This is a genomic window from Roseateles sp. GW821-FHT09G09, from assembly GCF_059415965.1.
In genome coordinates, this window is the sequence record NZ_JBWKOG010000001.1 from 986,296 (window position 1) to 1,011,704 (window position 25,409).

24 protein-coding genes are annotated in these 25,409 nt (G+C 69.0%); 17 read left to right on the top strand and 7 right to left on the bottom strand.

Annotated elements, in window-relative coordinates; genetic code table 11:
- The first annotated feature begins 1 nt into the window (after position 1).
- Both AC07O8_RS04270 and AC07O8_RS04275 read left to right on the top strand, forming a co-directional pair.
- Positions 2-1,276: an FAD-dependent monooxygenase gene (locus AC07O8_RS04270; RefSeq protein WP_495046841.1), complete on the top strand. Its 1,275-nt coding sequence runs from the start codon at positions 2-4 to the stop codon at positions 1,274-1,276.
- Positions 1,277-1,301: 25 nt separating this feature from the next.
- Complete coding sequence (locus tag AC07O8_RS04275) at positions 1,302-2,543, top strand: MFS transporter (protein ID WP_495046842.1); 1,242 nt, start codon at positions 1,302-1,304, stop codon at positions 2,541-2,543.
- 20 nt (positions 2,544-2,563) lie between these two features.
- On the opposite strand, the gene AC07O8_RS04280 is transcribed toward AC07O8_RS04275, so the two are convergent.
- A complete protein-coding gene (locus AC07O8_RS04280) occupies positions 2,564-2,779 on the bottom strand; it encodes a hypothetical protein (protein WP_495046843.1) in 216 nt (71 codons plus the stop codon).
- A 210-nt stretch (positions 2,780-2,989) separates the two neighbouring features.
- Here AC07O8_RS04280 and AC07O8_RS04285 point away from each other — a divergent pair, with 210 nt between their 5' ends.
- The 6 genes from AC07O8_RS04285 to AC07O8_RS04310 all read left to right on the top strand — a co-directional run bounded on the left by AC07O8_RS04285 (position 2,990) and on the right by AC07O8_RS04310 (position 10,385).
- Positions 2,990-3,982 carry a Fic family protein gene (locus tag AC07O8_RS04285; protein WP_495046844.1) on the top strand — a complete coding sequence of 331 codons (993 nt, stop codon included), beginning with the start codon at positions 2,990-2,992 and terminating at the stop codon, positions 3,980-3,982.
- 238 nt (positions 3,983-4,220) lie between these two features.
- Positions 4,221-5,453 (top strand): ABC transporter substrate-binding protein, encoded by a 1,233-nt coding sequence (locus AC07O8_RS04290; protein WP_297523857.1) that lies wholly within the window; start codon positions 4,221-4,223, stop codon positions 5,451-5,453.
- A gap of 97 nt (positions 5,454-5,550) precedes the next feature.
- Entirely contained in the window at positions 5,551-6,426 is an 876-nt protein-coding gene (locus AC07O8_RS04295) for a branched-chain amino acid ABC transporter permease (protein ID WP_297523856.1), read from the top strand.
- A gap of 5 nt (positions 6,427-6,431) precedes the next feature.
- Positions 6,432-8,387 carry a branched-chain amino acid ABC transporter ATP-binding protein/permease gene (locus AC07O8_RS04300; RefSeq protein ID WP_495046845.1) on the top strand — a complete coding sequence of 652 codons (1,956 nt, stop codon included), beginning with the start codon at positions 6,432-6,434 and terminating at the stop codon, positions 8,385-8,387.
- Positions 8,388-8,433: 46 nt separating this feature from the next.
- On the top strand, positions 8,434-9,156 hold the full coding sequence (locus AC07O8_RS04305; protein WP_495046846.1) for an ABC transporter ATP-binding protein: 723 nt from the start codon (positions 8,434-8,436) through the stop codon (positions 9,154-9,156).
- Positions 9,157-9,317: 161 nt separating this feature from the next.
- Positions 9,318-10,385, top strand: a complete 1,068-nt coding sequence (locus AC07O8_RS04310; RefSeq protein ID WP_495046847.1) for a histidine kinase — start codon at positions 9,318-9,320, stop codon at positions 10,383-10,385.
- A 44-nt stretch (positions 10,386-10,429) separates the two neighbouring features.
- Here the strand turns inward: AC07O8_RS04310 and AC07O8_RS04315 are convergent, their stop codons facing one another.
- Positions 10,430-11,200 carry an SDR family NAD(P)-dependent oxidoreductase gene (locus AC07O8_RS04315; protein ID WP_495046848.1) on the bottom strand — a complete coding sequence of 257 codons (771 nt, stop codon included), beginning with the start codon at positions 11,198-11,200 and terminating at the stop codon, positions 10,430-10,432.
- A 167-nt stretch (positions 11,201-11,367) separates the two neighbouring features.
- On the opposite strand from AC07O8_RS04315, the gene AC07O8_RS04320 reads away from it, so the two are divergent.
- From AC07O8_RS04320 to AC07O8_RS04340, 5 genes are all read left to right on the top strand, one after another.
- Positions 11,368-12,348 carry a LysR family transcriptional regulator gene (locus AC07O8_RS04320; RefSeq protein ID WP_495046973.1) on the top strand — a complete coding sequence of 327 codons (981 nt, stop codon included), beginning with the start codon at positions 11,368-11,370 and terminating at the stop codon, positions 12,346-12,348.
- A 31-nt stretch (positions 12,349-12,379) separates the two neighbouring features.
- Positions 12,380-13,993: a diguanylate cyclase gene (locus AC07O8_RS04325; RefSeq protein ID WP_495046849.1), complete on the top strand. Its 1,614-nt coding sequence runs from the start codon at positions 12,380-12,382 to the stop codon at positions 13,991-13,993.
- Positions 13,994-14,044: 51 nt separating this feature from the next.
- Complete coding sequence (locus tag AC07O8_RS04330) at positions 14,045-14,449, top strand: hypothetical protein (RefSeq protein WP_495046850.1); 405 nt, start codon at positions 14,045-14,047, stop codon at positions 14,447-14,449.
- A gap of 12 nt (positions 14,450-14,461) precedes the next feature.
- Positions 14,462-14,710: a hypothetical protein gene (locus tag AC07O8_RS04335; RefSeq protein ID WP_495046851.1), complete on the top strand. Its 249-nt coding sequence runs from the start codon at positions 14,462-14,464 to the stop codon at positions 14,708-14,710.
- Between the two features lie 196 nt (positions 14,711-14,906).
- Positions 14,907-15,056, top strand: a complete 150-nt coding sequence (locus AC07O8_RS04340; RefSeq protein ID WP_495046852.1) for a hypothetical protein — start codon at positions 14,907-14,909, stop codon at positions 15,054-15,056.
- Between the two features lie 318 nt (positions 15,057-15,374).
- On the opposite strand, the gene AC07O8_RS04345 is transcribed toward AC07O8_RS04340, so the two are convergent.
- From AC07O8_RS04345 to AC07O8_RS04355, 3 genes are all read right to left on the bottom strand, one after another.
- Entirely contained in the window at positions 15,375-16,667 is a 1,293-nt protein-coding gene (locus AC07O8_RS04345; RefSeq protein WP_495046853.1) for an RNA polymerase sigma factor, read from the bottom strand.
- 30 nt (positions 16,668-16,697) lie between these two features.
- Positions 16,698-17,108, bottom strand: a complete 411-nt coding sequence (locus AC07O8_RS04350) for a VOC family protein (RefSeq protein WP_495046854.1) — start codon at positions 17,106-17,108, stop codon at positions 16,698-16,700.
- Between the two features lie 109 nt (positions 17,109-17,217).
- Positions 17,218-17,583 carry a YciI family protein gene (locus AC07O8_RS04355; RefSeq protein ID WP_495046855.1) on the bottom strand — a complete coding sequence of 122 codons (366 nt, stop codon included), beginning with the start codon at positions 17,581-17,583 and terminating at the stop codon, positions 17,218-17,220.
- 187 nt (positions 17,584-17,770) lie between these two features.
- Here AC07O8_RS04355 and AC07O8_RS04360 point away from each other — a divergent pair, with 187 nt between their 5' ends.
- From AC07O8_RS04360 to AC07O8_RS04370, 3 genes are all read left to right on the top strand, one after another.
- Positions 17,771-18,910: a sensor histidine kinase gene (locus tag AC07O8_RS04360; RefSeq protein WP_495046856.1), complete on the top strand. Its 1,140-nt coding sequence runs from the start codon at positions 17,771-17,773 to the stop codon at positions 18,908-18,910.
- A gap of 59 nt (positions 18,911-18,969) precedes the next feature.
- Positions 18,970-19,779, top strand: coding sequence for a LytR/AlgR family response regulator transcription factor (locus tag AC07O8_RS04365; RefSeq protein WP_495046857.1), 810 nt, complete (start codon positions 18,970-18,972; stop codon positions 19,777-19,779).
- A gap of 144 nt (positions 19,780-19,923) precedes the next feature.
- Entirely contained in the window at positions 19,924-21,417 is a 1,494-nt protein-coding gene (locus AC07O8_RS04370; RefSeq protein ID WP_495046858.1) for a hypothetical protein, read from the top strand.
- A gap of 39 nt (positions 21,418-21,456) precedes the next feature.
- Here the strand turns inward: AC07O8_RS04370 and AC07O8_RS04375 are convergent, their stop codons facing one another.
- Positions 21,457-22,704 carry a nucleoside recognition domain-containing protein gene (locus tag AC07O8_RS04375; RefSeq protein ID WP_495046859.1) on the bottom strand — a complete coding sequence of 416 codons (1,248 nt, stop codon included), beginning with the start codon at positions 22,702-22,704 and terminating at the stop codon, positions 21,457-21,459.
- A gap of 238 nt (positions 22,705-22,942) precedes the next feature.
- Between AC07O8_RS04375 and AC07O8_RS04380 the strand changes: the two genes are divergently transcribed.
- Entirely contained in the window at positions 22,943-24,475 is a 1,533-nt protein-coding gene (locus AC07O8_RS04380) for a hypothetical protein (RefSeq protein WP_495046860.1), read from the top strand.
- Here AC07O8_RS04380 and AC07O8_RS04385 read toward each other — a convergent pair.
- Positions 24,417-25,409 carry an HD domain-containing phosphohydrolase gene (locus AC07O8_RS04385; RefSeq protein ID WP_495046861.1) on the bottom strand — a complete coding sequence of 331 codons (993 nt, stop codon included), beginning with the start codon at positions 25,407-25,409 and terminating at the stop codon, positions 24,417-24,419. The two genes, AC07O8_RS04380 and AC07O8_RS04385, sit on opposite strands and share 59 nt — an antisense overlap.

Below are 25,409 nucleotides of genomic sequence, written 5' to 3' on the forward strand. Positions count from 1 at the left end.
CATGTCCCAGCCTCCAGTCTCCGATGCCACTTCCGCCGCGGTCCCCGATGCCTTCGACGCCTCCTTCGACGGCAACGCGCCGTCGCTGCGCCTCGCGGTGATCGGCGCGGGCCCGGCGGGCCTGGCGCTGGCGCTGCTCGCCGCGCGTTACCTGCCGCAGGCGCAGATCAGCCTCTTCGACGCCCGGCCGCTGGAGCGCGACGTCTCCGGCGACCCGCGCACCATCGCCTTGTCGCTCGGCAGCGTGCAACTGCTGCAGCGCCTGCGCGTGTGGCCCGCGGCCCTGGCGCAGCCGATCCGCGAAGTCCATGTGAGCCAGGCGCCGCCGACGCTCTCCAGCCCGTGGTTCGGCCCGTCGGGCGAGCCCGAGGTCCACCTCACCGCCGCCGAGCAGTCGGTGCCGCAACTCGGCGCCGTGCTGGCCTACGGGCAACTCGTGGCGCCGCTGCAGGCGGCCTGGCAGCGGGCCAGCGCGCTGGAACCGAAGCGCCTGGTCAGCCGCTTCGGCCAGGCGGTGGACGGCATCAAGCAGGACCGGCCCGACGAGGTCGAGATCGACGCCGGCATCGCCGAGCGCTTCGACCTGGCGGTGGTCGCGGAAGGCGGCGTGTTCGCCGATCAGGCCCGCAAGTCGCTCGCGCACGACTACCAGCAGAACGCCTGGGTGGGCACGGTGACGCTGTCGCCGGACAGCCCGGCGGGCGTGGCCTATGAGCGCTTCACGCGGCGCGGTCCGCTGGCGCTGCTGCCCTTGCCGGATCGCGACGGCCAGCGCCGCGCCGCGCTGGTGTGGTGCCAGCCGCAGGACGAGGACGAGGTCGCCGGCCTGACCGACGCGCAACGGCTGACGGTGATCCAGCAGCAGTTGCCGGACCGCGTCGGCCGCCTGCAGGGCATCGGTCCGTTGAAGTGTTTTCCGCTGGGCCTGAACGCCGAGCGCACGCTGGTCGAAGGCCGGCGCATCCGCATCGGCAACGCCGCGCAGACGCTGCATCCGGTCGCGGGGCAGGGCCTGAACCTCGGCCTGCGCGACGCCTTCGCGCTGGTCGAGGCGCTGCGGCGCGATCCGCGCATCGACACGGCATTGCGCCGCGTCGAGTGGCAGCGCGCGCCGGACCGCTGGGCGACCATTCTCACGACCGATTTCCTGGCGCGCACCTTCGCCTGGCGCTGGCCGGGGCTGCCGGCGGCGCGAGGGCTGGGCCTCGCCGCGCTGCAGGCCTTGCCGCCGCTCAAGCGCGCCTTGGCCGGGCAGATGATGTTCGGTCGACGATGAGCCACCACGGACCGTTCCCCTTCCCATGAGCAGTGCCCCCGGGGCGGCGAGTTCCACCTCCCTCCACGACTACGCCGAACCCGGCACCACCGCCTACCGCCGCATCGCGTTCGCCTTGTTCCTGGCGGGCTTCACGACCTTCTCGCTGCTCTACAGCGTGCAGCCGCTGCTGCCGCTGTTCGCGGCCGAGTTCAAGGTCGGCGCGGCGGCCAGCGCCTTGTCGCTGTCGCTGGCGACGGGCGCGCTGGCGTTCGCGATCCTGTGCGCGGGCGCGCTGTCCGAGAGCATGGATCGCAAGCGGCTGATGTTCGCGTCGATGGCGATGGCCGCGGTGCTGAACCTGATCGCCTCGGTGGTGCCGAGCTGGCACGGCATGCTGGTCGCGCGGGCCGTCGAGGGCCTGGTGCTCGGCGGCGTGCCGGCGGTGGCGATGGCCTACCTCGCCGAGGAGATCCACCCCAAGGGTCTGGGCCGCGCGATGGGCCAGTACGTCGGCGGCACGGCCTTCGGCGGGATGATGGGCCGCGTCGGCGTGAGCGTGCTGAGCGACGCCTTCGGCTGGCGGCCGGCGCTCTTCGTCGTCAGCGTGCTGGGACTGGCGGCGGCGATCGGCTTCTGGTTCCTGCTGCCGCCCTCCAAGCACTTCGTGCGCCGGACCGGCGTGAAGCTCTCCGAGCATGTGGCCGCGTGGCGCGGGCATCTGACGCATCCGATGCTGCCGCTGCTGTTCGCGATGGGCTTCCTGATGATGGGCATGTTCGTCGCGGTCTACAACTACGCCGGCTTCCGGCTGATGCGTCCGCCGTTCTCGCTCAGCCAGAGCGCGATCGGCCTGATCTTCTGCGCCTACCTCTTCGGCATCGCCGCGTCGGCGACGGCGGGGGGACTGTCCGACCGCTTCGGCCGCGCGCCGGCGCTGCTGTCGGGCATCGGGCTGGCGGTCACCGGCGTGCTGCTCACGCTGGCGACCTGGCTGCCGGCGGTGATCCTGGGGATCGTGCTGCTGACGATCGGCTTCTTCGTCGCGCACTCGGTCAGCAGCGCCTGGGTCGGCGCGCTCGGCGGGCGCAGCAAGGGGCATGCGGCGTCGCTCTACCTGCTTGCGTATTACATCGGGTCCAGCACGCTGGGCGCGATGGGCGGCTGGTTCTGGGACCACAGCGGCTGGGGCGCGCTGGCGGGCTATGCGCTGGTCGTGCTGGCGATCGCCGCGCTGGCCGCCCGCAGCCTGCGTCACCGCGCGGCTGCGGGCAGCGCTCGCCGGTAAGCGGCGAGCGCCCGGTCGGATCAGCCGAAGGTGCCGGCGCCCGCGCCGGCGCCCGTCTGGAACTCGACCGCCGCGCCGGACTCGTTGTGGTCCCGGATCGCGTCCCAGGCCATGTCCAGCAGTTTGCCGCCGGCCCAGCCTCGGATGATGCTGCCGACCAGACACGAAGGATCGACGACGCCGCCGCCGCCGACCAGATGCATCTGCCTCAAGTCCAGTTCATGGATGTCATTCATGTCGCTGCTCACTTTCCTTCAACAGGATCAAAAACACCCTGCAGGAGGTGACCTGCAGGCCGGATCCCCTGAGTCGCGCAACGGCGAAGGACGGCATGACAGCTCCGGGCAGGCGCCCGTGTCGAGGCCGGTGCGGTCGGCAACTTCAGGTCATTTCCCGCCGGGCGCGAATCCGAAGAATGCGGGCTCTCAGGATTCCCGAGACGCCCCATGCAGAACGATGCCGCCCTTGCCCGATCCGCGCCCACCGTCCCTCGATTCCCGGAAGAGGACCGCCACTTCGCGCTGCCCGCGGACGCGCGTCCGGCCGCGCCCTTCCGCGATGAATTCCTCGATCCCGAGCCCGGACTGTCTCCGATGCGGGCCGGTCGGTGTGCCTTCATCCAGGCACTGGCCCGTCCGCTGGACCGTGCGTTCCTCGCCGAGTTCCTCGTCGACTTCACCTGGGCGTCGTCCTTGCTGGAGGGCAGCAGCTACTCGGTCCTCGACACGGCCACGCTGCTCGAATGCGGAGAACGCAACCCGGCCAAGCCGATGGACGAGGCGGTGCTCGCGCTCAACCACCAGCGGGTCGCCGAGCACCTCTGGTCGCACCGCGAGTGGAGCGTCGACAACGTCTGCAAGATGCATGCGCTGCTGACCGACGACCACGGCCTGGCGGAGGTCTGCGACTCCGATCACTTCCTGCCGGTCGAGCAGCGCGGCAGGCCCCGCGAGTTCCAGGACATCCGGCTGCGTCAGTCGGCCTACCTGCCGCCCTTCCGTCCGGGGACGGGTCACGCGACCTCGCTGCTCGGGCAGGTGATGGCCGTCGCCCGCACCTTGCACCCCGTGCAGGCGGCGTTCTACCTGCTGACCCGCGTGGCCTACATCCAGTCCTTCGCCAACGGCAACAAGCGGACCGCGCGCATCGCCGCCAATCTGCCCTTGCTCGAGTCGGGGATGCTGCCGCTCTCCTACGTGGACGTCGACAAGGCCGAATACCTCCGCGGCATGGTGGCGTTCTATGAGCTCGGCAGCGCCCGGGTCATCGAACGGACCTTCCTCCGCGCGTATGCCAAGTCGGTCGTGCGCGCGAGCCGCGTGCCCGACGCCATGCGCGCGGAAGGCTTCGACGCCGACGCGGTCAGCGACCATCTGGCCGAGTCCATCATCTCGGGTCGGCGCCCCCCGGACAGGCATGCGGCAGCCTTCCTCGCCTGAGCGTGGCGACGCTCGACCATGCACCGCGATGGCGCGCCGCGTCGACACGTCCACCTAGCTGACACGACGCTGAACACCCCGATCGGGGTTTCCGAGTAAGTAGTGGCATGCGTGCAATTCGACACGCTTGATGCACCATGCGCCGAGAAGGCTGACGCCGGGCGTCGGGCTGCTGTTGAGCCGCGCTCCAGGGTTGGCATTCCGACCCCTCATGCACAAAGACCATTCGGAGACAAACATGAAGTTCAGCGCGCGTTGGATCACCGCTACCGCACTGGCCGCCGCCAGCTTCGCCGCCCTCGCGGCCGACCCCATCAAGATCGGCGTCTCGGGCCCCTTCACCGGCGGCTCGTCGTCGATGGGCGTCAGCATGCGCGACGGTGTGCGATTGGCGGCCCAGGAAATCAACAAGAACGGCGGGGTCCTGGGTCGCCAGATCCAGCTCGTCGAACGCGACGACGAGGCCAAGAACGAACGCGGCGTCCAGATCGCCCAGGAGCTGATCAACCGCGAGAAGGTCGCCGCCACCGTCGGCTTCATCAACACCGGTGTCGCCCTGGCCGCGCAGCGCTTCTACCAGGACGCCAAGATCCCGGTGATGAACAACGTGGCCACCGGCTCCGTCATCACCCAGCAGTTCAAGGACGCGCCGGACAACTACGTCTTCCGCAACGCCGCCCACGACAGCATCCAGGCGCCGATGATCGTCGAGGAGGCCGTCACCCGCCGCGGCTTCAAGAAGGTCGCCATCCTGGCCGACTCGACCAACTACGGCCAGCTCGGCCGCGCCGACCTGGAGAAGGCGCTGGAGCTCAAGGGCATCAAGCCGGTGGCCGTCGAGAAGTTCAACATCAAGGACGTCGACATGACGGCCCAGCTGCTCAAGGCCAAGGAGGCCGGCGCCGAGGCCATCCTGACCTACGGCATCGGCCCCGAGCTCGCGCAGATCGCCAACGGCATGACCAAGCTCGGCTGGAAGGTGCCGATGGTCGGCAGCTGGACGCTGTCGATGGCCAACTACATCGACAACGCCGGCCCCGGCGGCGAAGGCGCGCGCATGCCGCAGACCTTCATCCAGGAGCCGACCACGCCCAAGCGCCAGGCCTTCATCGTCAACTACCTGAAGACGTTCAATCCGAAGAACAGCCGCATCGACTCGCCGGTGTCGGCCGCGCAGGGCTACGACTCGATCTACCTGCTGGCCGCCGCGATCAAGCAGGCCGGCGGCACCGACGGTCCCAAGGTCAAGGCCGCGCTGGAAGACCTGAAGACCCCCGTCGAAGGCGTCGTGACGACCTACAACAAGCCGTTCACGAAGACCGACCACGAGGCCATCACCGCCAACATCCCGGTGTTCGGCGAAGTGAAGGGCCAGCGCGTGGTCTACGCCTACGAGGCCGACTTCAAGGCGGCCTCCGAGGTCAAGGTCAAGGACGTCAACGCCAAGGGCGCGATGCCGCAGAAGAAGTGATCCCCGGACGGCCGCGGCGCCGGTGGGCGCGCGGCCGTTCTTCCGGGAGCCTTCGTCGCGACGGCTCCTCCGACTTCCCAGCAGTTCCGGACTCCGTATGCAGATCCTGACCCAACTGGTGTTCAGCGGCATCGCGCTCGGCATGATCTACGCGGTCATCGCCTTCGGCTACCAGCTGACCTTCTCGACTTCCGACACCCTCAACTTCGGCCAGGGCGACGCGCTGATGCTCGGCGCGCTGGTCGGGCTGACCCTCGTCGGCCACGGCGTCAACTACTGGCTCATGATCCCGATCGTGTGCCTGTTCGGCGCGCTGCAGGGCGCCTTCGTCGAGCGCATCGGCGTGCGGCCCGCCATCAAGATCAAGTCGGAGTTCGGCTGGATCATGTCCACCATCGCGCTGGGCATCATCTTCAAGAACGTGGCCGAGAACGTCTGGGGCCGCGACGACCTGAAGTTCCCCTCGCCGCTGCCGGAGGCGCCGATCCAGTTCCTCGGCGCCAACGTGCTGCCGATGGAGATCCTGGTCGTGGGCGGCGCGCTGGCGATGATGCTGGCGGTGGAGCTCTTCAACCGGCGCTCGATCTACGGCCGCGCCGTGGTCGCGACCTTCAACGACCGCGACGCCGCCAAGCTGATGGGCATCAACACGGGGCTGGTGATCACCTTCTCGTACGCGCTGTCGTCGCTGACGGCGGCCTTCGCCGGCGTGCTGATCGCGCCGCTGACGCTGACCGGCGCCACCATGGGCGCGGTGCTCGGCCTGAAGGCCTTCGCCGTGGCCATCATCGGCGGGCTGACCTCGGGCATGGGCATCATCGTCGGCGGGATCATCCTGGGCATCGCCGAGACGACCACCGGCTTCTACCTGTCCACCGGCTACAAGGACGTGCCGGGCCTCGTGCTGCTGCTGATCGTGCTGGCGTTCAAGCCGGCCGGCCTGTTCGGCAAGACCGCGATCAAGAAGGTCTGAGCCTCATGCGTGCCACTGCAAAGATCAATCCGAAGAAACTGGTGGCCGGCGCGATCGCGCTGGTCGCGCTGCTCGCCTTCCCGCTGGTATCCGGCAATCCGTATTACATCCACCTGGTCGAGACGATCCTGATCTACGCGATCGTGCTGTTCGGGCTGGACATCGTCGTGGGCTACACCGGGCAGGTGTCGCTCGGCCATGCGGGGCTGTTCGGCGTCGGCGCCTACACGGCCGGCGTGCTGGTCATGAAGTTCGGGCTGCCGATCTACGTGACGCTGCCGGCGGCGATCGCGGTGACGGCGGGCTTCGGCGCGCTGCTGGCGCTGCCCGCGCTGCGCGTCACCGGGCCTTACCTGGCGATGGTGACGCTGGCCTTCGGCACCATCATCCAGATCCTCATCAACGAGATGGACTTCCTGACGAACGGGCCGATGGGCATCACGCTCACCAAGCCCCAGCTGATGGGCCACACGATGACGGAGGACGAGTACTACTGGCTCGTCGTGGCGATGCTGATCGCGTCGCTGGTGTTCGTGCACCGCGTGCTGCGCTCGCACCTGGGCCGCGCGTTCGAGGCGCTGCGCGGCAGTCCGGTGGCGTCGGACTGCATGGGCGTCTCGGTCTACCGCTACAAGGTCTACGCGTTCGTGATCAGCGCCGGCCTGGCCGGCCTGGCCGGCGCGCTGTACGCCTACTCCGAGCAGTACATCTCGCCCAACACCTACAACTTCGAGCTGACGGTCTTCTTCCTGCTGGCCATCATCATGGGCGGCCGCAAGACCCGCACCGGCGCGCTGCTGGGCGCGGCGATCGTCGTGGTGCTGCCCAAGCTGCTGGACGACCTGGAGCTGTTCCGCTACGTGTCGGTGATCTTCGCGATCGTCGTGACCGCCGTCACCGTGGTGGCCTACCGCCGCGGCAAGGTCGACCTCAAGCAGGCGGCGATCCCGGTGGTCGGCAGCATCGCGCTGGCGGGGCTGTCCTTCGTGCTGCAGTCGATGACGGACTGGCGCCTGTCGATCTTCGGCCTGATCACGCTGTTCGTCGTGTACTACCTGCAGGACGGGATCGTCGGCTTCGTGCGCAGCGCGCTGCACATCAAGGCCAAGCCGGTGGGCGAGGGCGGTCCGGTCGCGGAGAAGCCGTCCGACGCGATCTCCCGCGCCGCGGGCGCGGTGGCGGGCGGCAACGACGACGGGATCCTCATCGACGCGCGCGGCGTGCTGATGCAGTTCGGCGGCCTGAAGGCGCTGAACAACGTCGACCTGCAGGTGCGGCGCGGCACCATCCACGGCCTGATCGGGCCGAACGGCTCGGGCAAGAGCACGATGATGAACGTGCTCACCGGCATCTACGTGCCGACGGCGGGCGAGCTGAAGTTCCTCGACCGCTCGCTGGTCGGGCGGACCTCCGCGGACATCGCGCTGTCGGGCATCGCGCGGACCTTCCAGAACGTGCAGCTGTTCGGCGAGATGAGCGCGCTGCACAACGTGATGGTGGCGCTGCATCACAGCTTCGGCAGCAACCTGGTGCAGGTGGCGCTGCATGCGTCGCGCTACACCGAGGAGGACGCGAAGGCGCGGGCCCGGGCCTTGAGCCTGCTGGAATTCGTCGGCCTGGCGGACCTGGCGTTCGAGGAGGCGCGCAACCTGCCGTACGGCAAGCAGCGCCTGCTGGAGATCGCCCGGGCGCTGGCGCTGGATCCGCGGCTGCTGCTGCTGGACGAGCCGGCGGCGGGGCTGACCGCGCCCGACATCAAGGAGCTGATGCGCATCATCGGCAAGATCCGCGACCACGGCATCACGGTGATCCTGATCGAGCACCACATGGACGTGGTGATGGGCATCTGCGACGTGGTGTCGGTGCTCGACTTCGGCCAGAAGATCGCGGAGGGCAAGCCGGCGCAGGTGCAGGCCGATCCCAAGGTGATCGAGGCCTACCTGGGCGGCCAGGCGGCATGAGCGCGCAGCCGGGCGGAAAGCTGAACGGGAAGCGGAACGGACTGAGATGCTGAAGATCGATCAACTGCATGCCGGCTACGGCAAGGTCGAGGTGCTGCACGGCATCTCGGTGGAAGTGCCCAAGGGCAAGGTGGTGACGCTGATCGGCTCGAACGGGGCCGGCAAGACGACGACGATGCGCGCGGTGTCGGGGATGATCGCGCCGAGCTCGGGGCAGATCACGCTCAACGGCAAGCGCATCGACGGGCTGGAGTCGTACCACATCGCCCGGCTGGGGCTGGCGCATTCGCCGGAAGGTCGGCGCGTCTTCGCGACGATGAGCGTCACCGACAACCTGCGCCTGGGCGCCTTCCCGCGCTACACCGGCGCGCGGCCCAAGGGCGACGTGGAGGCCGACCTGGAGAAGGCGATGGAGCTGTTCCCGCGCCTGAAGGAGCGGCGCCAGCAGCTCGCCGGCACGCTGTCCGGCGGCGAGCAGCAGATGCTCGCGATGGCGCGGGCGACGATGCTGAATCCGGAAGTCGTGCTGCTGGACGAACCGTCGATGGGCCTGGCGCCCATCCTCGTCGACGAGGTGTTCCGCATCATCGCGCGGCTGAAGTCCGAAGGCGTGACCATGCTGCTGGTGGAGCAGTTCGCCGCGGCGGCGCTGGCGGTGGCCGACTACGGCTACGTGCTGGAGAACGGTCGCATCTCGCTGCACGGTCCCGCGGAAAAGCTGCGCACGGATCCGGCGGTGAAGGCGGCGTATCTGGGCGGGGGGCACTGAGGAAGGAAAGACGGGCGACGTGATGTGAATCCGTAGCCCGCCTACTTGAACCAGTCGGAATCACGGGCCTCTCGACCGCGAATGGGCAGGTGTCGTCCGCGCCTCGCTTGCATAGAGTGACTGCATCGCCCCATCGGGCTTCAAGCAGTCGAGGTGCAGTGATGACCACTGATTCCCATCGCGAGCCGGATCGCCCGCCGGTGGAGGCTTGGCAGGCGCAAGGCCTCTATCCGTTCTCCCGCGATCCCGAGACCTCCGTCGAGTTGCTGGAACGCCAGCTCTTCGATCAGGCGGCCTGGCATCTGTCCCGCTTCCATCCGGTGTTCCGGACCTTGGCGCCGGCGGCGATCGCGCTGCAGTTCCGTGTGCTGAGGCAGGCCGTCGAATGCGGCCCGGAAGAACTTCAGGTCCTGCTGACCGAGGTGCTGAATCTGCCGATCGAAGAGCGCCAGATGCTGGCCGAGCTGCTCAAGGACGTCTCGCTGTCGTCGGTGATCCGGGAGTCCCACGTCGTCACTCAGCGACTTCAACTGCTGGACGGATTGGAGACCCTGCTCTTCGATGAAACGATCCAGCCGCATGTCAGGGAGCGCGGGGAACTGCACCCCATCGTGTCCCGCAATCCCTGGCTGTTCGGTGACGAGTTCGCGCTGTCGGTCGACAACCGGTCGTTGACGGAGGTGCTGCGTAAGCACCGCGAGCTGCTGGGAACGGACGTCGCGATCGATGAGCCGCTCCCGATGCCGGGCGAGAAGCGCTCGATCATCGACCTCATGTTCTCCCGCGCGACGAGGCGGCACCAGCCGTCGACGCTGGAGCACCTCGTGGTGGAATTGAAGGCGCCGCACATCGCGATCGGGCGCAAGGAGATCAACCAGATCTCCGGCTATGCGCTGGACGTCACGGGCGACGAGCGTTTCCTGTCGGTGAAGGTCAAGTGGTCGTTCTGGCTGGTGGGTCGGGACATCCAGGAAGGCTCGCGGAATCTCGCGAAGCTGCAGGAGGAACTGCACCTGCGCAGCCCGTTCAACTACTCCGTCCACGTCGTGACCTGGGCGCAGCTGATCGACGAGAACCGTGCCCGCCTCCAGTTCCTCCAGGAAACCCTGGACTACAAGGCCAGCCGGCAGGCAGGACTGAAGCACCTGCAGCGCCGTTATCCCGACTGCCTGGGCGAAGTGGTCCAGCGCGCGCGTGAGCCGCAGGCGACCTATGCACGCGCTGGATGATCCGCGGCGGAGGAGCGGCATCGCCGCCGCCTCCGCTCACGGCATCAGACGAACATCCCGCCCGAGGCCTCCACGCGCTGCGCGTTGATCCAGCCGCTGTCGTCGGACAGCAGCGAGGCGACGACCGGGCCGATGTCGTTTGGCAGGCCGGCGCGGCCGAGCGCCGTCACCGAGGCGATGAAACCGTTCACTTCCTTGCTGTCGCGCACCGCGCCGCCGCCGAAGTCGGTCTCGATCGCGCCGGGGGCCAGGGTGTTCACGCGGATGCCGCGCGCGCCGAACTCCTTGGCCATGTAGCGGGTCATCACCTCGACGCCGCCCTTCATCACCGCGTACGCGCCGTAGCCGGGGATCGTGAAACGCGCCAGGCCGCTCGACACGTTCAGCACGCTGCCGCCGTCGTTGATCAGCGGCAGCAGCGTCTGCGTCAGGAAGAACGGGCCCTTCAGGTGCACGCGCATCAGGTCGTCGAACTGGGCTTCGGTCGTGTCGGCGATCGGGGTATGGACGCCCATGCCGGCGTTGTTGACCAGGTGGTCGAAACGATCGCGCTGCCAGTGCTGCTTCAGCGTCTGCTTCAGCGCCTCGGCGAAAGCGGGGAAGGCGCCGCTGTCGCCGACGTCCAGCTGCAGCGGCGCCGCGCGGCCGCCGAGCGCGCGGATCTCTTCGACCACGGCCTGCGCCTCGCCCTCCTGGCTGCGGTAGGTGACGATGCTGTCGATGCCGCGGCGGGCGAGATGGATGGCTGCATTGCGGCCCAGGCCGCGGCTGCCGCCGGTGATCAGCGCGATCTTGGGAGAGGTTGACGTCGTCATGGTGAGCTCCTGTGGGGATGGGTGAATCGGATGCAGGAACTTTATTGATCGACGGATGACGTATAAACCAGCTAAGTCTGATTTGACCGTTCGTCCAGGGTGAACAAATGAGCGACGCCAACGTCCTTTCCTCACCGACCTCGACCTCGACCTCGACCTCGACCTCGATGCCCGCGCCGGCCTCCGGGCCGTCCTCGGCGCCGGTCGCGCCGCCCGCGTCCATCGACACGCTCCAGGTCTTCGTCCGCGTGGCGGAACTGGCCAGCTTCACGCAGGCGGCGCAGAGCCTCGGCCTGCCGAAGGCGAGTGCGTCGACGGCCGTCCAGCGGCTGGAGGCCAGCCTGGGGACGCGGCTCTTCCACCGCACGACGCGACGCGTGCAGCTGACGCAGGACGGCCAGGCCTGCTACGAGCGCTGCAAGGATCTGCTGGCCGACCTGGACGACATGCAGACGATGTTCCAGCCGGCGGCCAGCGGGCTGCGCGGCCGGCTGCGGGTCGACATGCCGATGCGGGTGGCGCATGACATCGTCGTGCCGCGCCTGCCGGAGTTCCTCGCGGCGCATCCCGGATTGGAGTTGGAACTCAGCAGCACGGACCGGCGCGTGGACCTCGTGCGCGAGGGCTTCGACTGCGTGCTGCGCGTGGGACCGCTGAGCGACTCGAGCCTCGTCGCGCGGCCGCTGGGCGGGATGGAGATGGCCAACCTGGCGAGCGCCGGGTACCTCGCGACGTTCGGGACGCCGCTGTCGCTGGAGGACCTCGCGCACCATCGGCTCGTCCAGTACGCCACGACGCTCGGTCAACGCTGTCCCGGTTTCGAGTGGTGCGACGCGTCCGGCGCGACGCGCTTCGAGCCCATGGCGGGGGCGCTCACGGTGAGCGACTCCGGCTCGTACACGGCAGCTTGTCTCGCGGGACTGGGCATCACGCAGGTGCCGCGCCACGGCTTCGAGACGGAGGTGCTGGACGGTCGCCTGGTCGAGGTGCTCCCGCAGTTCCGGCCCGCGCCGATGCCGGTCCACCTGCTCTATGCGCACCGCCGGCAACTCCCGCGGCGCGTCCAGGCCTTCATGCAATGGCTGTCGGACCTGATGGCGCCGCGCCTGTTGCCGCTATCCTCTGCCTCTCCGGCCCCGACGGCCTGAACCGCCGATCACCTTGCGTTCCGATCCCCTCTTGGACCCGCACTCCGCCCTCTCCCAGCAAGCCCGCGCCGCGCTGCAGGCCGGCGACGCCGTCGCCGCGCAGGCGCCCGGCGAAGAGTGGCTGCTGCTGGCGCTGGAGGAGGGGGACGACGCGCAGCGCGCGCAGGCGCTGCTGCACCTGGCGCGTTGCGACCGCGTGCTGCACCGGCCCGGTGACGCACGGGAGCGGAGCGAGCTGGCGGCGCGGCTGTTCCGGCAGCAGGGCGATGCGATCGGCGAGGCCGGCGCGCTGTCGGTGCTCGCGCACAGCGCGTCGACGGCCGGTCACCACGAGGAAGCGATCGAGGCGGCGCTGCTCGGCCTGCGCCTGGCGCAATCGCGCGGCGACGGCGCGGCGCTGGTGGTGGCACTGCAGGACCTCGGCGCCTGCCACGTGTGGGCGCGCAATTTCGACAAGGCCGCCGAAGTGCTGCGTCAGGCCGCCGATGCGGCCAACGCGTGCAAGCCCCGGCTCAGCCCCCTGATCGCCTGCCTGTGGCTGGCGCTGGGGTCACTCCTTGCCTACGCGGGCGAGCGCGAGCAGCGCGGCCAGTTGCCGCCGCTGGGGCCGCTGGAGGGCCACCTGATCAACGCGCGGCATCTGTTGTCCGAGGGTGATGCCGAGACGCAGTGCTGGTGGACGCTGATGCAGACGATGGCGCAGATCTGGAAGGGCGCCACGGCCTACGCGCAGCCGGAGCTGCAGCAGACGCTGGCGCAGTTGCCGGAGCAGGAACGCCACTGGCTCGTCGCGCTGGCGGGCTGGGTGCAGGCGGAACTCGCCTGGGCGCGTCGACTGTGGCCGCAGGCGCGGCGCGCGGCGGCGCAGACGGTGACGGCGGCGGACGCCGTGCAACACGAGCCGCTGGCGCAGCTCGGCGAGTTGATCGCCAGCCAGATCGAGGAACAGCAAGGGCAGCCGCAACGCGCGCTGCAACGGATGCGCGCCCTGCGTGAGCGCGAGGCCCGCGTGCGCATCGCCAGCCTCGCGAGCCGCGAGGCGACGGTGCAATGGCAGCTCGACGCGCGCCGCAGCGAGCGCGACCGTGCGCAACTCGCGGACGAAGCGTTGCGGCTGGAGAAGCTGTCGATGGAGGATCCGCTGACGGAGCTCGCGAATCGCCGCAGCTTCGAGGATCACGCGCGGGCGCAGCTCGCGGGTGGCGGTGTGGTGAGCCTGGCGCTGATCGACGTCGACCATTTCAAGCAGGTCAACGACCGGCACTCGCACCTGGTCGGCGACCAGGTGCTGAGCCAGATCGCGCGCCTGATGCGGCAGCACGTGCGGGAGCACGACGTCGCCGCGCGCCTGGCCGGCGACGAGTTCGTGCTGCTGCTGCGCGGCGCGACGGAAGAGATCGCGCAGCAGGCCTGCCGGCGGCTCGACGAGGCGGTGCGCAAGCACGACTGGAGCACGGTGTCCGAGGGCCTGCAGGTGAGCATCAGCATCGGCGCCGCGCAACGCCAGGAGGGCGACACGCTGGAGACGCTGATGGCGCGCAGCGACGCCGCGATGTACGCCGCCAAACGCGAGCGCAAGAGCGCCGCGATGGCGGGGACGTGGCTCACCGACGAGAGCGAAGGCGAGGGCGATTCGCCGGATTGAGCGCCGCGCCCTTCCTTCTGATCAAGGCCCCAATGTCAAAAGCGGTTTCTGATGATCAACTCAGCCGATGAATTTGTCCGCTTGAGGACCAGCGAGCTTCGCGAAGAGTATCTCCGGGCGGCGGAGGGTGAGGCGTCGCTCTCCGTTTGGATGGAGGTCATCGCGCGCTTTCCGGACATGCGGGAATGGGTGGCCCTGAACAGGACTGTGCCGCTGGAAGTGCTCGACGTTCTGGCGAGCGACGCGAGCGCGTCCGTGCGGGCTGCGGTGGCTGACAAGCGCAAACTCAGCCCGGCCCTCTTCCAATTGCTCGCCTCGGACGTGGACGAAGTCGTACGGCAGCGGATCGCGTACAACAAGAAGGCTCCGCCGCATCTTCTCGATCGCTTGGCGGAAGATCCATCCCCGCTGGTCCGCGAAGCTGCGCGCATGCGCCTCGGACGAGTGGACGCGTAACTGAGAAACCAAATGGCGCACGCTCTGCCATCCGGCTTCGAGATCGCGAAGTTCAGCGATCTGGACTACGAAGGAATGACCGTGGAGGTCCGGTACCGCGGCGTGCCGGTCGCACAGTTGAATCATGACAATGGGAATGACCGTCAGGAGGTGGAGATCCCGACCCGTTTCTCCCCGGAGGATGAGCGGTTCCGCTTCGCGCTGAATGACTTCATCGAAGCATTGGAAGCAGCACGCGACTTGCTCGCGACACTCGAATAGAGGCTGCAGGACGGCAGAGTCGGTGGCCGGGCCTCTCCGGTCAAGGAGCCCCCCTCGAGCGTTTCGATCAGATACGCAAGAACCTGCGTGGCGCTGCGTGGCGATTCGCCGAATGCGGGCTGGGGGTCGAAGTCGACCCCCTCTGAACTGAGCCAAGAATGAACGTCTCTCCTGCAATTTGCCGTTAGGAGACTTCATGACTCTGCTGACGGACGCCGCGGCCCACGACACGCCGCCACTGCCCCTACCCACTTCGCCCACCCTGGATCGAGTGTCGAATGCCTTCGATGTGATTCCGGGGCCGTACTCCATCACGGCCCGGCGTCAGCTCGAGGCCATCAACTGACTGATCCGCCTTCGTGAGGAGGGGCGCTTCACGCCTCCGCCGCCCGGGGCAGGCAAGGGGTTCCTCCGATACGACGCACCCGAACGCATGCTGGAGATCTACTCGAAGCATCGTCAACTCTTGGAGGAGCCGCGGGGAGGCGGCGATGTCGTGGCGTGGACTCGGGAAACCCGCGATGAAGACCGTTGTCGTTGACTCGAACGTGGCGCTGGGATGGCACTCGCGATCGAGAAGAACGCAGCGCTCGCCACGGCGGACAGGGGGCTGCGCGCCGCTGCGGAACTCGCCGGTGTTGAAGTGTGCTGACCCGCAGGGGCCTCAGTGCCCTTGCTCCCTTGCCCGCTTGAGCAACAGCTCCCGCTCCCGCTCATTGCCCGTCATCGCGGCGGCGCGTTCGAATTCCTCTTTCGCCTCGGCGTTGCGGCCGAGCTTGGACAGCAGGTCCGCGCGCACGCTCGGCAGCCAGTGGTACTGCTTCAGCGAGGGCTCTTCCCGCAGGCGGTCGACGATCTCCAGACCGACCGCGGGTCCGAAGGCCATCGCCAGCGCGACGGCGCGATTCAGTTCCACCACTGGCGACGGCTGCCGCACCGCGAGCGCCTCGTAGAGCGCGGCGATGCGCGGCCATTCGGTGTCCTCGGCGCGACGCGCCCGCGCGTGGCAGGCGGCGATGGCCGCCTGCAGCGCGTAGGGCCCCAGGCCTTGGCCGTCTTCCAGTTCGGCGGCCAGGCGATCCGCCTCTTCCAGCGCCGTCAGGCCGCGTTCGATCGCCGCCGCATCCCACGCCGAGCGGTCCTGCTCCAGCAGCAGCACCGGCTGCCCCTGCGCATCCACCCGCGCCGCCGCGCGTGAGGACTGCAGCTCCATCAGCGCCAGCAGGCCCAGCACCTCGCCCTCGCGCGGCGCCAGCTTCACCAGCATGCGCGCCAGCCGCAGCGCCTCGTCGCACAGGTCCTGCCGGATCCAGCGCTCGCCGCTGGTGGCCGCATAGCCCTCGTTGAAGATCAGGTAGAGCACTTCCAGCACGGCGGCCAGCCGCTCGGTCAGGGCCTCGCCGCGCGGCAGCTCGAACGGGACGTGCGCCTCGCCCAAGGTGCGCTTCGCGCGGACCAGCCGCTGCGCCACCGTCGGCTCCGACTGCAGATACGCGCGGGCGATCTCGCCCGTCGTCAGGCCGGCCACCATCTTCAGCGTCAGCGCCACGCGCGCTTCCAGGCTCAGCACCGGGTGGCAGGCGCAGAACATCAATCGCAGCACGTCGTCGCCGATCTCGCGCGCCGCGCGGTCGTCGTCCAGGCTGTCGACGAAGTCCGGCACGATCATCGCCTCGCGCGCGTCCAGCTCATGGCCGAGCTGTTCGAGCTTGTCGCCGCTCAGCTTCACGTGACGCAGACGGTCCAGCGCGCGATGCTTGGCCGTGGTCATCAGCCAGGCGGCGGGCTTGTCCGGCAGTCCCTGCCGGGGCCAGGTCTCCAGCGCGGCGACCAGCGCATCCTGCGCCAGCTCCTCCGCCAGCGGCACGTCGCGCGTCAGCCGCGACAGGGCGCCGATGATCTTGGCGGACTCCTGCCGCCAGACGGTCGTGATCGCGCGATGGGTCTCGTCGTTCATGCGCGCGATCGTACGCGCGCGCGCCCGGTCTCAGGCGCCGGGGAACTGCGTGATGTCCATGTGCATCAGCTCCCAGATGTGGCCGTCCGGATCCGCGTACGCCTGCGAGTACATGAAGCCCATGTCCTGCGGCGCGCGCGGCACGGTGCCGCCGGCGGCCAAGGCCTTGGCGATCAGCTCGTCGACTTGCGCCTTGCTCTCGCAGGACAGGCAGGTCAGCACCTCGGTCGTCGCATGCGCGTCCGAGATCTTGCGCGGCGTGAAGGTCTGGAAGAACTCCTCGACCAGCAGCATCGCGTAGATGTCGTCCGAGATGATCATCGACAGCGCCTGCTCGTTGGAGAACTGCGGATTGAATTCGTAACCCATGGCCGCGTAGAAGCGCTTGCTGCGCTCCACGTCCTTGACGGGCAGGTTCACGAAGATTTGCTGGTGGCGCATGAGGAAGCTCCAGGGTCGGGGTGGGGGGAATGCGGTGGGTGTCCACACTCCCACGACGCGCAGGCCCCGCCGGTTTCGACAGGCCGCGGCGCGGCCCTCGAAAAAAGCCTCAGGCCTTCGACTCCGCGTAGCACGGCACCATCGAGCGGACCTCGACGGTGCACCACTCCGCCGCCGGGCATTCCCGGGCGATCGCCAGCGCTTCCTCACGGGTCTTCACGTTCAGCCAGAAGAAGCCGCCGACCATCTCCTTGGCCTCGGCGAACGGGCCGTCGACCGTCGTCATGCGGCCGTCGCGTTTCGCGACGCGGGTCGATCCGTTCACCGACTGCAGCGACTGGGCCGCGTGCAGCAAGCCCTTCGCCTGGAGCTGGTCGGCGTAGGCGGTCATGCGGTCGTAGGCCTCGCGGCCTTCTTCCGGCGTGCGCGCCTCGCGCTGGCCGACAGGTTCGTTGATCAGCAGGATGTAGCTCATGCGGGTCTCCGTGGAATGCGTGCCATTGGACACCACACGCCCCCTCCGCTGTCAAAGGTCAGGGCGGAGGTCCCGCCAGTCCCGCCAGCCGCGCCACCCACGCCGCCCGCCGTCCATCCGCCCGACGCGCTGTCGATCCGTCGTTTCCCCGGCCGGGCGGCCGCGACGGCTCCCTACACTGCGCCGCATGACTTCCGCCCCGTCCCGGCCGATCTGGCGCGATACCCGTCGACTGCGCGCTTCCTGGCACGCCTGGCTCAGCAACGACGTCCAGCCCAGCGGCCCGGGATGGCTGCAGTGGGTCTGGACGCTGCTGTTCTCCTGCGCGCTGGCCCTGGGCTTCACCGTGCTGGGCTTCCTCCTGAACGCCCGCACCGCCCGCTGGACCGATCCCGCGCTCTGGGCCTGGTGGTACTGGAAGAACCTCATCGTCTGCGTGGTCATCGGGCTGATCATCCAGGGGCTGTTCACGGTCCTGGTGCCGCTCTTGGGCGGCCGCGCCCGCCTCCGCGGCTGGGCGGACTGGAAGCGCACCGTGTTCTTCTCCGGCGTCCCGCTGCTGGGCGTGCTGAGCGGCTGGGTGCCGGGCATGTGGCTGGCGGGCCTGTCGAACTGGGCCCGGATGGACTGGTCCCAGGGCGGCAAGATCATCGGCCTCACGGCCGCGCTCTCGTTGTGCATCACCTTCGTGCTGCACCACTGGTTCGCGTCGAAGAACCGGCAGCTCAACGCCGAGCGCCGCGCCACCGAAGCCCAGCTGCGGCTGCTGCAGGGCCAGATCGAGCCGCACTTCCTGTTCAACACGCTGGCCAACGTCCACTCGCTGATCGACTACGACGCGCCCAAGGCCAAGGAGATGCTGGGCGCCTTCACCGCCTACCTGCGGGCGTCGCTCGGCGGCCTGCGGCGCGAGACGGGGCCGCTGGACGATGAACTGTCCCTCGCCACCGCCTACCTCACGGTGCTGCAGACGCGGATGGAAGACCGTCTGCGTGTCGAGATCCACGCCACCCCCGAAGCCCGCCTCGTCCCGCTGCCGCCGATGCTGCTGCAGCCGCTGGTGGAGAACGCGGTCCACCATGGGCTGGAGCCCAAGATCGAGGGCGGCACCGTCCGCGTCGACGCCGCGCTCGGCGCCGGCTTCCTGGTGATCGAGGTGCGCGACGACGGCGTCGGTCCGGGCGCCTCGCGCCGCGCCGGCAACGGCATCGCGCTGGCCAACCTGCGCGAGCGCCTGATGACGCATTACGGCGACCGCGCCTCGCTGACCCTCGAACCCGCCGAGCCCGGCTGCCTCGTCACGCTGCGCGTGCCGCTGGATGTCTGAGCGCCTCGGCGCCTGAACGCCGGATCCCCTTCTTCTTCTTCTTCCCCCCCCCACCGACCATGACCGCACCCACCGCGCTGATCGCCGACGACGAACCCCACCTGGCCCGCGCCCTCGCGGCGCAACTGGCGGCCGTCTGGCCGGAACTCGAGATCGTCCACATCGCCCGCAACGGGCAGGAGGCCGCCGAGCAGATCGCGGCGCTGCAGCCGGACCTGGCCTTCCTCGACATCCAGATGCCGGGGCTCACCGGGCTCGAGGTGGCCGAGGGCATCGAGGGCGCGACGCGGGTCGTCTTCGTCACCGCCTACGACCAGTACGCGGTGCAGGCCTTCGAGCAGGAGGCGATCGACTACGTGCTCAAGCCGGTCGAGGCGGAGCGGCTCGCGCGCACGGTCGAGCGGATCCGCCGGGCCCTGGCGAAGACGGCAGCGGGGGCCGCTGGCGATGACGGCCATGACGGTGTGGACGGCGTGGACGCGCGGCTGCTCGCCGCGTTGCAGCGCCTGCACGCGCCGGGCGGCATGACGACGAAGCCGACCGGGCTGCTGCGCTGGGTGCGCGCGACGCAGGGCGACCTGATGCACCAGGTGCCCGTCGACGAGGTGCTCTTCTTCCGCGCCGACGACAAGTACACCTGCGTCCAGACGGCGACGACCGAATACCTGATCCGCACGCCGATCCACGAGCTTGCCGCGCAGCTCGACGGCGAGCGCTTCTGGCAGGTGCACCGCTCGACGATCGTGAACCTGGACCATGTGAGCGGCACCCGCCGCGACGAGCTGAGCCGGCTGTTCGTGCGCGTGCGCGGCCATGCGAGCGAGCTGCCCGTGAGCCGGGCCTACGTGCACCTGTTCAAGTCGATGTAGGCGAACGGGCGCCCTCGCGTGGAGCGAGGCCCCCGGCGACTTCCCTCTTCTTTTCCGGTTGAACACCCGCTGGAGCGCGTCACACCAACGCCTGTCCACCGCCGGTGGATGCCGCCGCGGCGGCTGTCGTTGGAAGAGGTTGTGATGAAGAGAGCGAAACGATCGGGGGCCGTCGGACGGCGTGCCAAGGCGATGCATGCCTTGTCCGCAGGGTGGATCGCCCTGGCGGGTGCTTCGGTATCGGCCATGGAGGGAGAGACGGCGGCGCCGCCGCCTTCGCCTCCCGCCGGGCTCGTCCATCTGCTGGTCAACGAGCGCTGTTCGGCGACGCTGATCACGAGCCGGGCCGCGGTGACATCGGCCGCTTGTGTTCTGGAAGCCGCCGACACGACGAGCGGGCCGGCTCCCAGGGTCGATTTCTGGCGGGCCGTCGATGCGGAGAAGCGGCGTACTCCGGGACGCGTGATCGCCTTCATGCCGGACACGCAGACCTCGACCGAAAGGGCCATGACCGGTGTCGGCGACCTGGCCCTCGTCCTGTTCGACGAGGACTTGCTGAAGCCCGGCGATCCGGATCCCGTGCTCGCCATCCCCACCTACCGGTCGGAGTTCCTGCTGATGTCGTCGCCCGTGGGCAGGCTTGCCGGATATCTGGGATCGACTTTGTCGGACGATGACTTGAAGCGGATCACGCCAGTCAAGGTGTACGCGCGCGAGGATCTGCTGCCGCGCGAACCATCGGCAGGGGAGGTGATGGACGAGTTCGGCGCCGTGCTGCGTTCTTTCCCGGTCGCACAGGCGAAAGAGCCGGGGGTGTATGGCAAGACCTTGTCCGAGCTCGTGAAGGCGGATCTGCAGATGGACTTCTCCAGCGAGGAGTTGGCCGACTTCGTGATGCCCGCGCCAACGCTGCTCAGCTTCTTCGGCGAAGTGGGGACGCGCAAGACCAAGCCCGGGGAATGGGGCGCGGGCATCTTCGCGCGGCATGGCGACAGCGAGATGTTGGTCGGCCTGGTCGGCAAGGGGCCCTATCAGATCCGACTGTCCAACTACTGGCCATGGATCTTCAAGAAGCTCCTGCTGAACAGCCATCAGCATGATGCGTTCTCGATCGCTGGCCGGGTCCTCGGGCTGGCGGGCGGACGAGGGCGTCTGACCTCCACCCACACGTGCACGCAGGTCGGTCAGGTGTATGCGGATGAGACGGCGATCGACCGCGAGCGCGGGACCGTGCCGTTCTTCCGGCTCATGAAACCTTCGTTCCGCCAACTCGGAAACGGCAGCTATCGTGCGGCCGAGTGCGAGTCGTACGTCAATGCCGACGCACCGGGTTCTGCCTGGGAGCCGCTGGGGAACCGGCTGCCATCTGCGACGGAGGGGCGCCGCGATGTGTTCAGTTGGCTGTTCAACGGCGGATTCGCAGGGCGCGGGACGTCCCCCCTCGGGGCCTACCACGCCCATGTGAACCGCTCCAACGCCAAGCGGGAGTTCTTCCGGCTGAAGGCGACCCAGATGGACGGCGCTCTCGCCCCGCTGCCGCTGGATGGCCGCAGCGACACGCACTGGGACTACATCGGCGAGCAACTGCCGCAGGCGCGTGAGATGCGCCTCCTGGAAGCGCCCGGCACTGCGCAGTGAGCGCCTGGGAGCCGGGCGGCTCCTCCAGGAGGCGCTGCCTCACTTGAAGAACCAGTACCCCACCAGGATGGCGCCCACCAGGCCGACGACGTCGGCCAGCAGCCCGCAGGTCAGCGCGTAGCGGGTCTTCTTGATGTTGACGCTGCCGAAGTAGACGGCCAGCACGTAGAAGGTGGTCTCGGTCGAGCCCTGGATGATCGCGGCGAGCTTGCCCTCGAAGCTGTCCACGCCGTAGGTCTTGAGCACGTCCACCATCAGCCCGCGCGCGCCGCTGCCCGACAGCGTCTTCATCAGCCCGACCGGCAGCGCCGGCACGAAGTCCGTCGGCAGGCCCATCGCGGCCACGCCGGCGGCGATGCCCTGCACCACGAACTCCATGCAGCCCGTCGTGCGGAACACCGAGATCGCCACCAGGATCGCGATCAGGTAGGGAATGATCTGGATCGCGACGCCGAAGCCCTCCTTGGCCCCTTCGACGAAGGACTCGTAGACGTTGATGCGGCGCCAGGCGCCGACGGCGATGAACATCACGATGATGCTCAGGATCACGCCGCTGCCCAGCAGGCCGATGTACTGCGACATCACCTCCGGCGGATAGCTGTGCAGCCAGCCGAAGACCGCCGCCATGATCGCGATGAAGCCGCCGACGAACACCAGCACCGGCGCGCTGAACAGGTTGATGCGCTGCACCCAGGCCACCGCGATCAGCCCGGACATGAACGAGATGAAGGTCGCCACCAGCGTGGGCAGGAAGATGTCCGCCGCGTTGAAGCCGACCAGCCCCTGATCCACCGCCATCGCCTGGCGGATCGCGATCACCGAGGTGGGGATCAGCGTGATGCCGGCGGTGTTCAGCACCAGGAACATGATCATCGCGTTGCTGGCCGTGTCCTTGCGCGGGTTGAGCTCCTGCAGCTCCTTCATCGCCTTCAGGCCCAGCGGCGTGGCGGCGTTGTCCAGGCCGAGCATGTTGGCCGAGAAGTTCATGACCATCGAGCCGCCCGCCGGGTGGCCGCGCGGCACCTCCGGGAAGATGCGGCCGAAGAACGGCCCCATGGCGCGCGCGAACAGCTGGATCACGCCGGCGTTCTCGCCGACCTTCATCAGGCCCAGCCACAGGCTCATCACGCCGACCAGGCCGAGCGAGATGTCGAAGCCGGTCTTGGCCGTGTCGAAGATGCCGGTCAGCACCTGCGTGAAGATGGTCAGGTCGCCCTGGAACAGCCGCGCCAGCGCGACCGCGAAGCCGATCAGGAAGAACCCGATCCAGATGAAGTTGAGCACCATGGGGGCGGATTATTCCGGCCCTGCGCGCGGCGGGCCGCGGTCCCTGGGGATTGCGAGCATCACCTTGTGAACGCGGGTCATAACCGGACGCTGCGCGCATGCAACGACTCCGACCCGCCAGGCACGCGCCATTGCGGTGAGCCGGGGCCGGCGTGGCGCCCGCTCCAGGTCATTGAGCCGCCCGGGGCGCTTGCGAAGAATGGTCCGGCCCGTCCAGGTGGAGGGGTTGGAGTGCCTCATGACTGATCGCGTTTCCCGTTCGCTTCCGACACGTTGCCGCGCGCTGCTCGCCGCGCTGCCGATGGCCGGCGCCGGCCTTGCCGCCGCCGACACGCTGCCGTACTGGCTGTTCGGCGATGAGCAATGTTCGGCGACGCTGATCACGCCGCGCGTGGCGGTCACCTCCGACTACTGCCCCGGCGATGTCCGTCGCCAGCGGTCCGCCATGCGCCAACGATCCACCGGCCAATCCTTCCCCGGACGCCTGCTGGTGCATCGGCCGCCACCGGCCGGGCCGGGCACTGGCGACCCGCCCCAGGGGGTCAGCCGATCCCTGGCCTTGTTCGTGTTCGACCCACCGGGGCCCGACACGTACGGCGTGGTCCCCGAGCCGGTGCTCAGTTACCACGATGAGTCCCGGTTGCTCCGGAATCCCCGCGCCGATCGTTTCACCGAGCTGGGCGGCTATGTGCAGCCGCGCGGCCCATCGACCAGCGTCGTGCCGCCGCGGGAGGTCGAATGGATCACCGATTACCTGGCGTTGTCGCCGACGGGGAGCGCGTCCGAGCGGGGGGACAAACCCATGGTGCATCGCACGGTGAGCGCCATGCGGGCGGCGGCCCCGTCGCGCTTCGAGCTGGACGGCCAGGCGCTGCCCCCCGACGACGGGCCGGGTCCGGATGTCCTTGGCCGCGTGTTGCGAAGCCGGCTGAACGGGCATGTCGTGCCCGACGCGGTGGCCGAAGACATGTTGCTGGCGACCGTGGGCGACGCCGACGATGGATTGACCCGGCTCTGGAGCGAGACGGCCCGGCGACAGCGACCCGACGCACCGCGGCTCATACAGCCGTTCGGCGGCAGCGCGCGTGGGGTCGGCCTGCTGGCGTCAGCATCGGCGGGGCCGGGCTGGGGGCTGGTGGGCGTCGTCACGGACTCCTCCGGGATTCATGTGCGCCTGAGTGCTTTCCTGCCCGCCATTTACCGCGTCCTTCTGGAACAGGGGCTGAGAGACGACGCGAAACGGTTGGCGCGCAGGCTGCTCGTGCAGGACGCGACCGCTGTCATCGGCAACGTGCGCTACCACGACAATCCCCACAGCGGGCACATCGAGTTCTTCCGTCTCGTGGCCTTGCCCGCCGACGGCCTTTCCGCCCCCTTCCCGACCGATGGGCGTGACGACGAGCATTGGGAATACCTCGGCACGGCGCTGCCCAGCAGCCGGGAAGTCCTCGCGCCCTTGCGCGTCTGGCAGGCGCAGGAGATGCACCCGCCGATCGGGAAGCGATACGTGCGCTTCAACGGCATCACGCGGCAGGTGGAGTACTTCCGGCTGAAAGCGCATGACGGCGACGGTCGGGCGCCGGTGCTGCCGTCGCTCGGCGCCAGCGACGCGCATTGGACTTACGAGGGCACGGACCTCCAGGTCCGCGGCTATCCGTTCGCGGTGTGGACACCGCCGGCGCCCACCACGCCCACGACGCCCACGACGCCCGTCATCCCTCTTCCAGGAACCGCTCCCGCACTTCCAGGACTTTCGGCAGCACGCCGATGAAGAGCTCCACCAGCGCCGGGTCGAAGTGCCGGCCCGCCTGCGCGCGCAGGTGCTCGACCGCCTGCTCGATCGGCCACGCCGGCTTGTAGGGCCGGACGCTGGTCAGCGCGTCGAAGACGTCGGCGATGGCGACGATGCGGCCTTCCTGCGGGATCGCCTCGCCGGCCAGGCCTTCGGGATAACCGCTGCCGTCCCACTTCTCGTGGTGCGCCAGCGCGACCCGGCGCGCCAGGCCCAGCAGTCCGGTCGTCTGGTCGCCGAGGATCTCGGCGCCGATGGCCGGGTGGCGGCGCATCACCGTCCATTCGGCTTCGGTGAGCGGTCCCGGCTTCTGCAGGATCGCATCGGGAATGCCGAGCTTGCCCACGTCGTGCATCGGCGCGGCGTGCAGCAGGTCGTCGGCCTCGAGATCGGTCCAGCCGGCGGCCAGCGCCAGCAATTGGGCGTAGTGGCTCATCCGCACCACGTGCCAGCCGGTCTCGTTGTCCTTGTACTCGGCCGCGCGGCCCAGCCGCTGCACGATCTGCAGCCGTGTCTCGCGCAGCTCGTCGGCGCGCACCAGCGACAGGTGGGTCCGCACCCGCGCGCGCACCACCGGCGGGCTCACCGGCTTGGCGATGTAGTCGACCGCGCCGGCCTCGAAGCCCTCGGTCTCGTCGCGCGAGTCGGCCAGCGCGGTGACGAAGATCACCGGCGTGCGCTTCGTCGCCGGTTGCGACTTCAGCACCCGGCAGACGTCGAGGCCCGACAGGCCGGGCATCATGATGTCCAGCAGGATCAGCTGCGGCGATTCGGTCTTCGCGAGTTCCAGCGCCTTCTGCCCGTCGCGCGCGAACAGCAGGCGGTAGTCGTCCTGCAGCACATGCCGCAGCACCTGCAGGTTGGCGGGCTCGTCGTCGACGAGCAGCAGCTTGGGACGGTGGTCGGCGGTCAC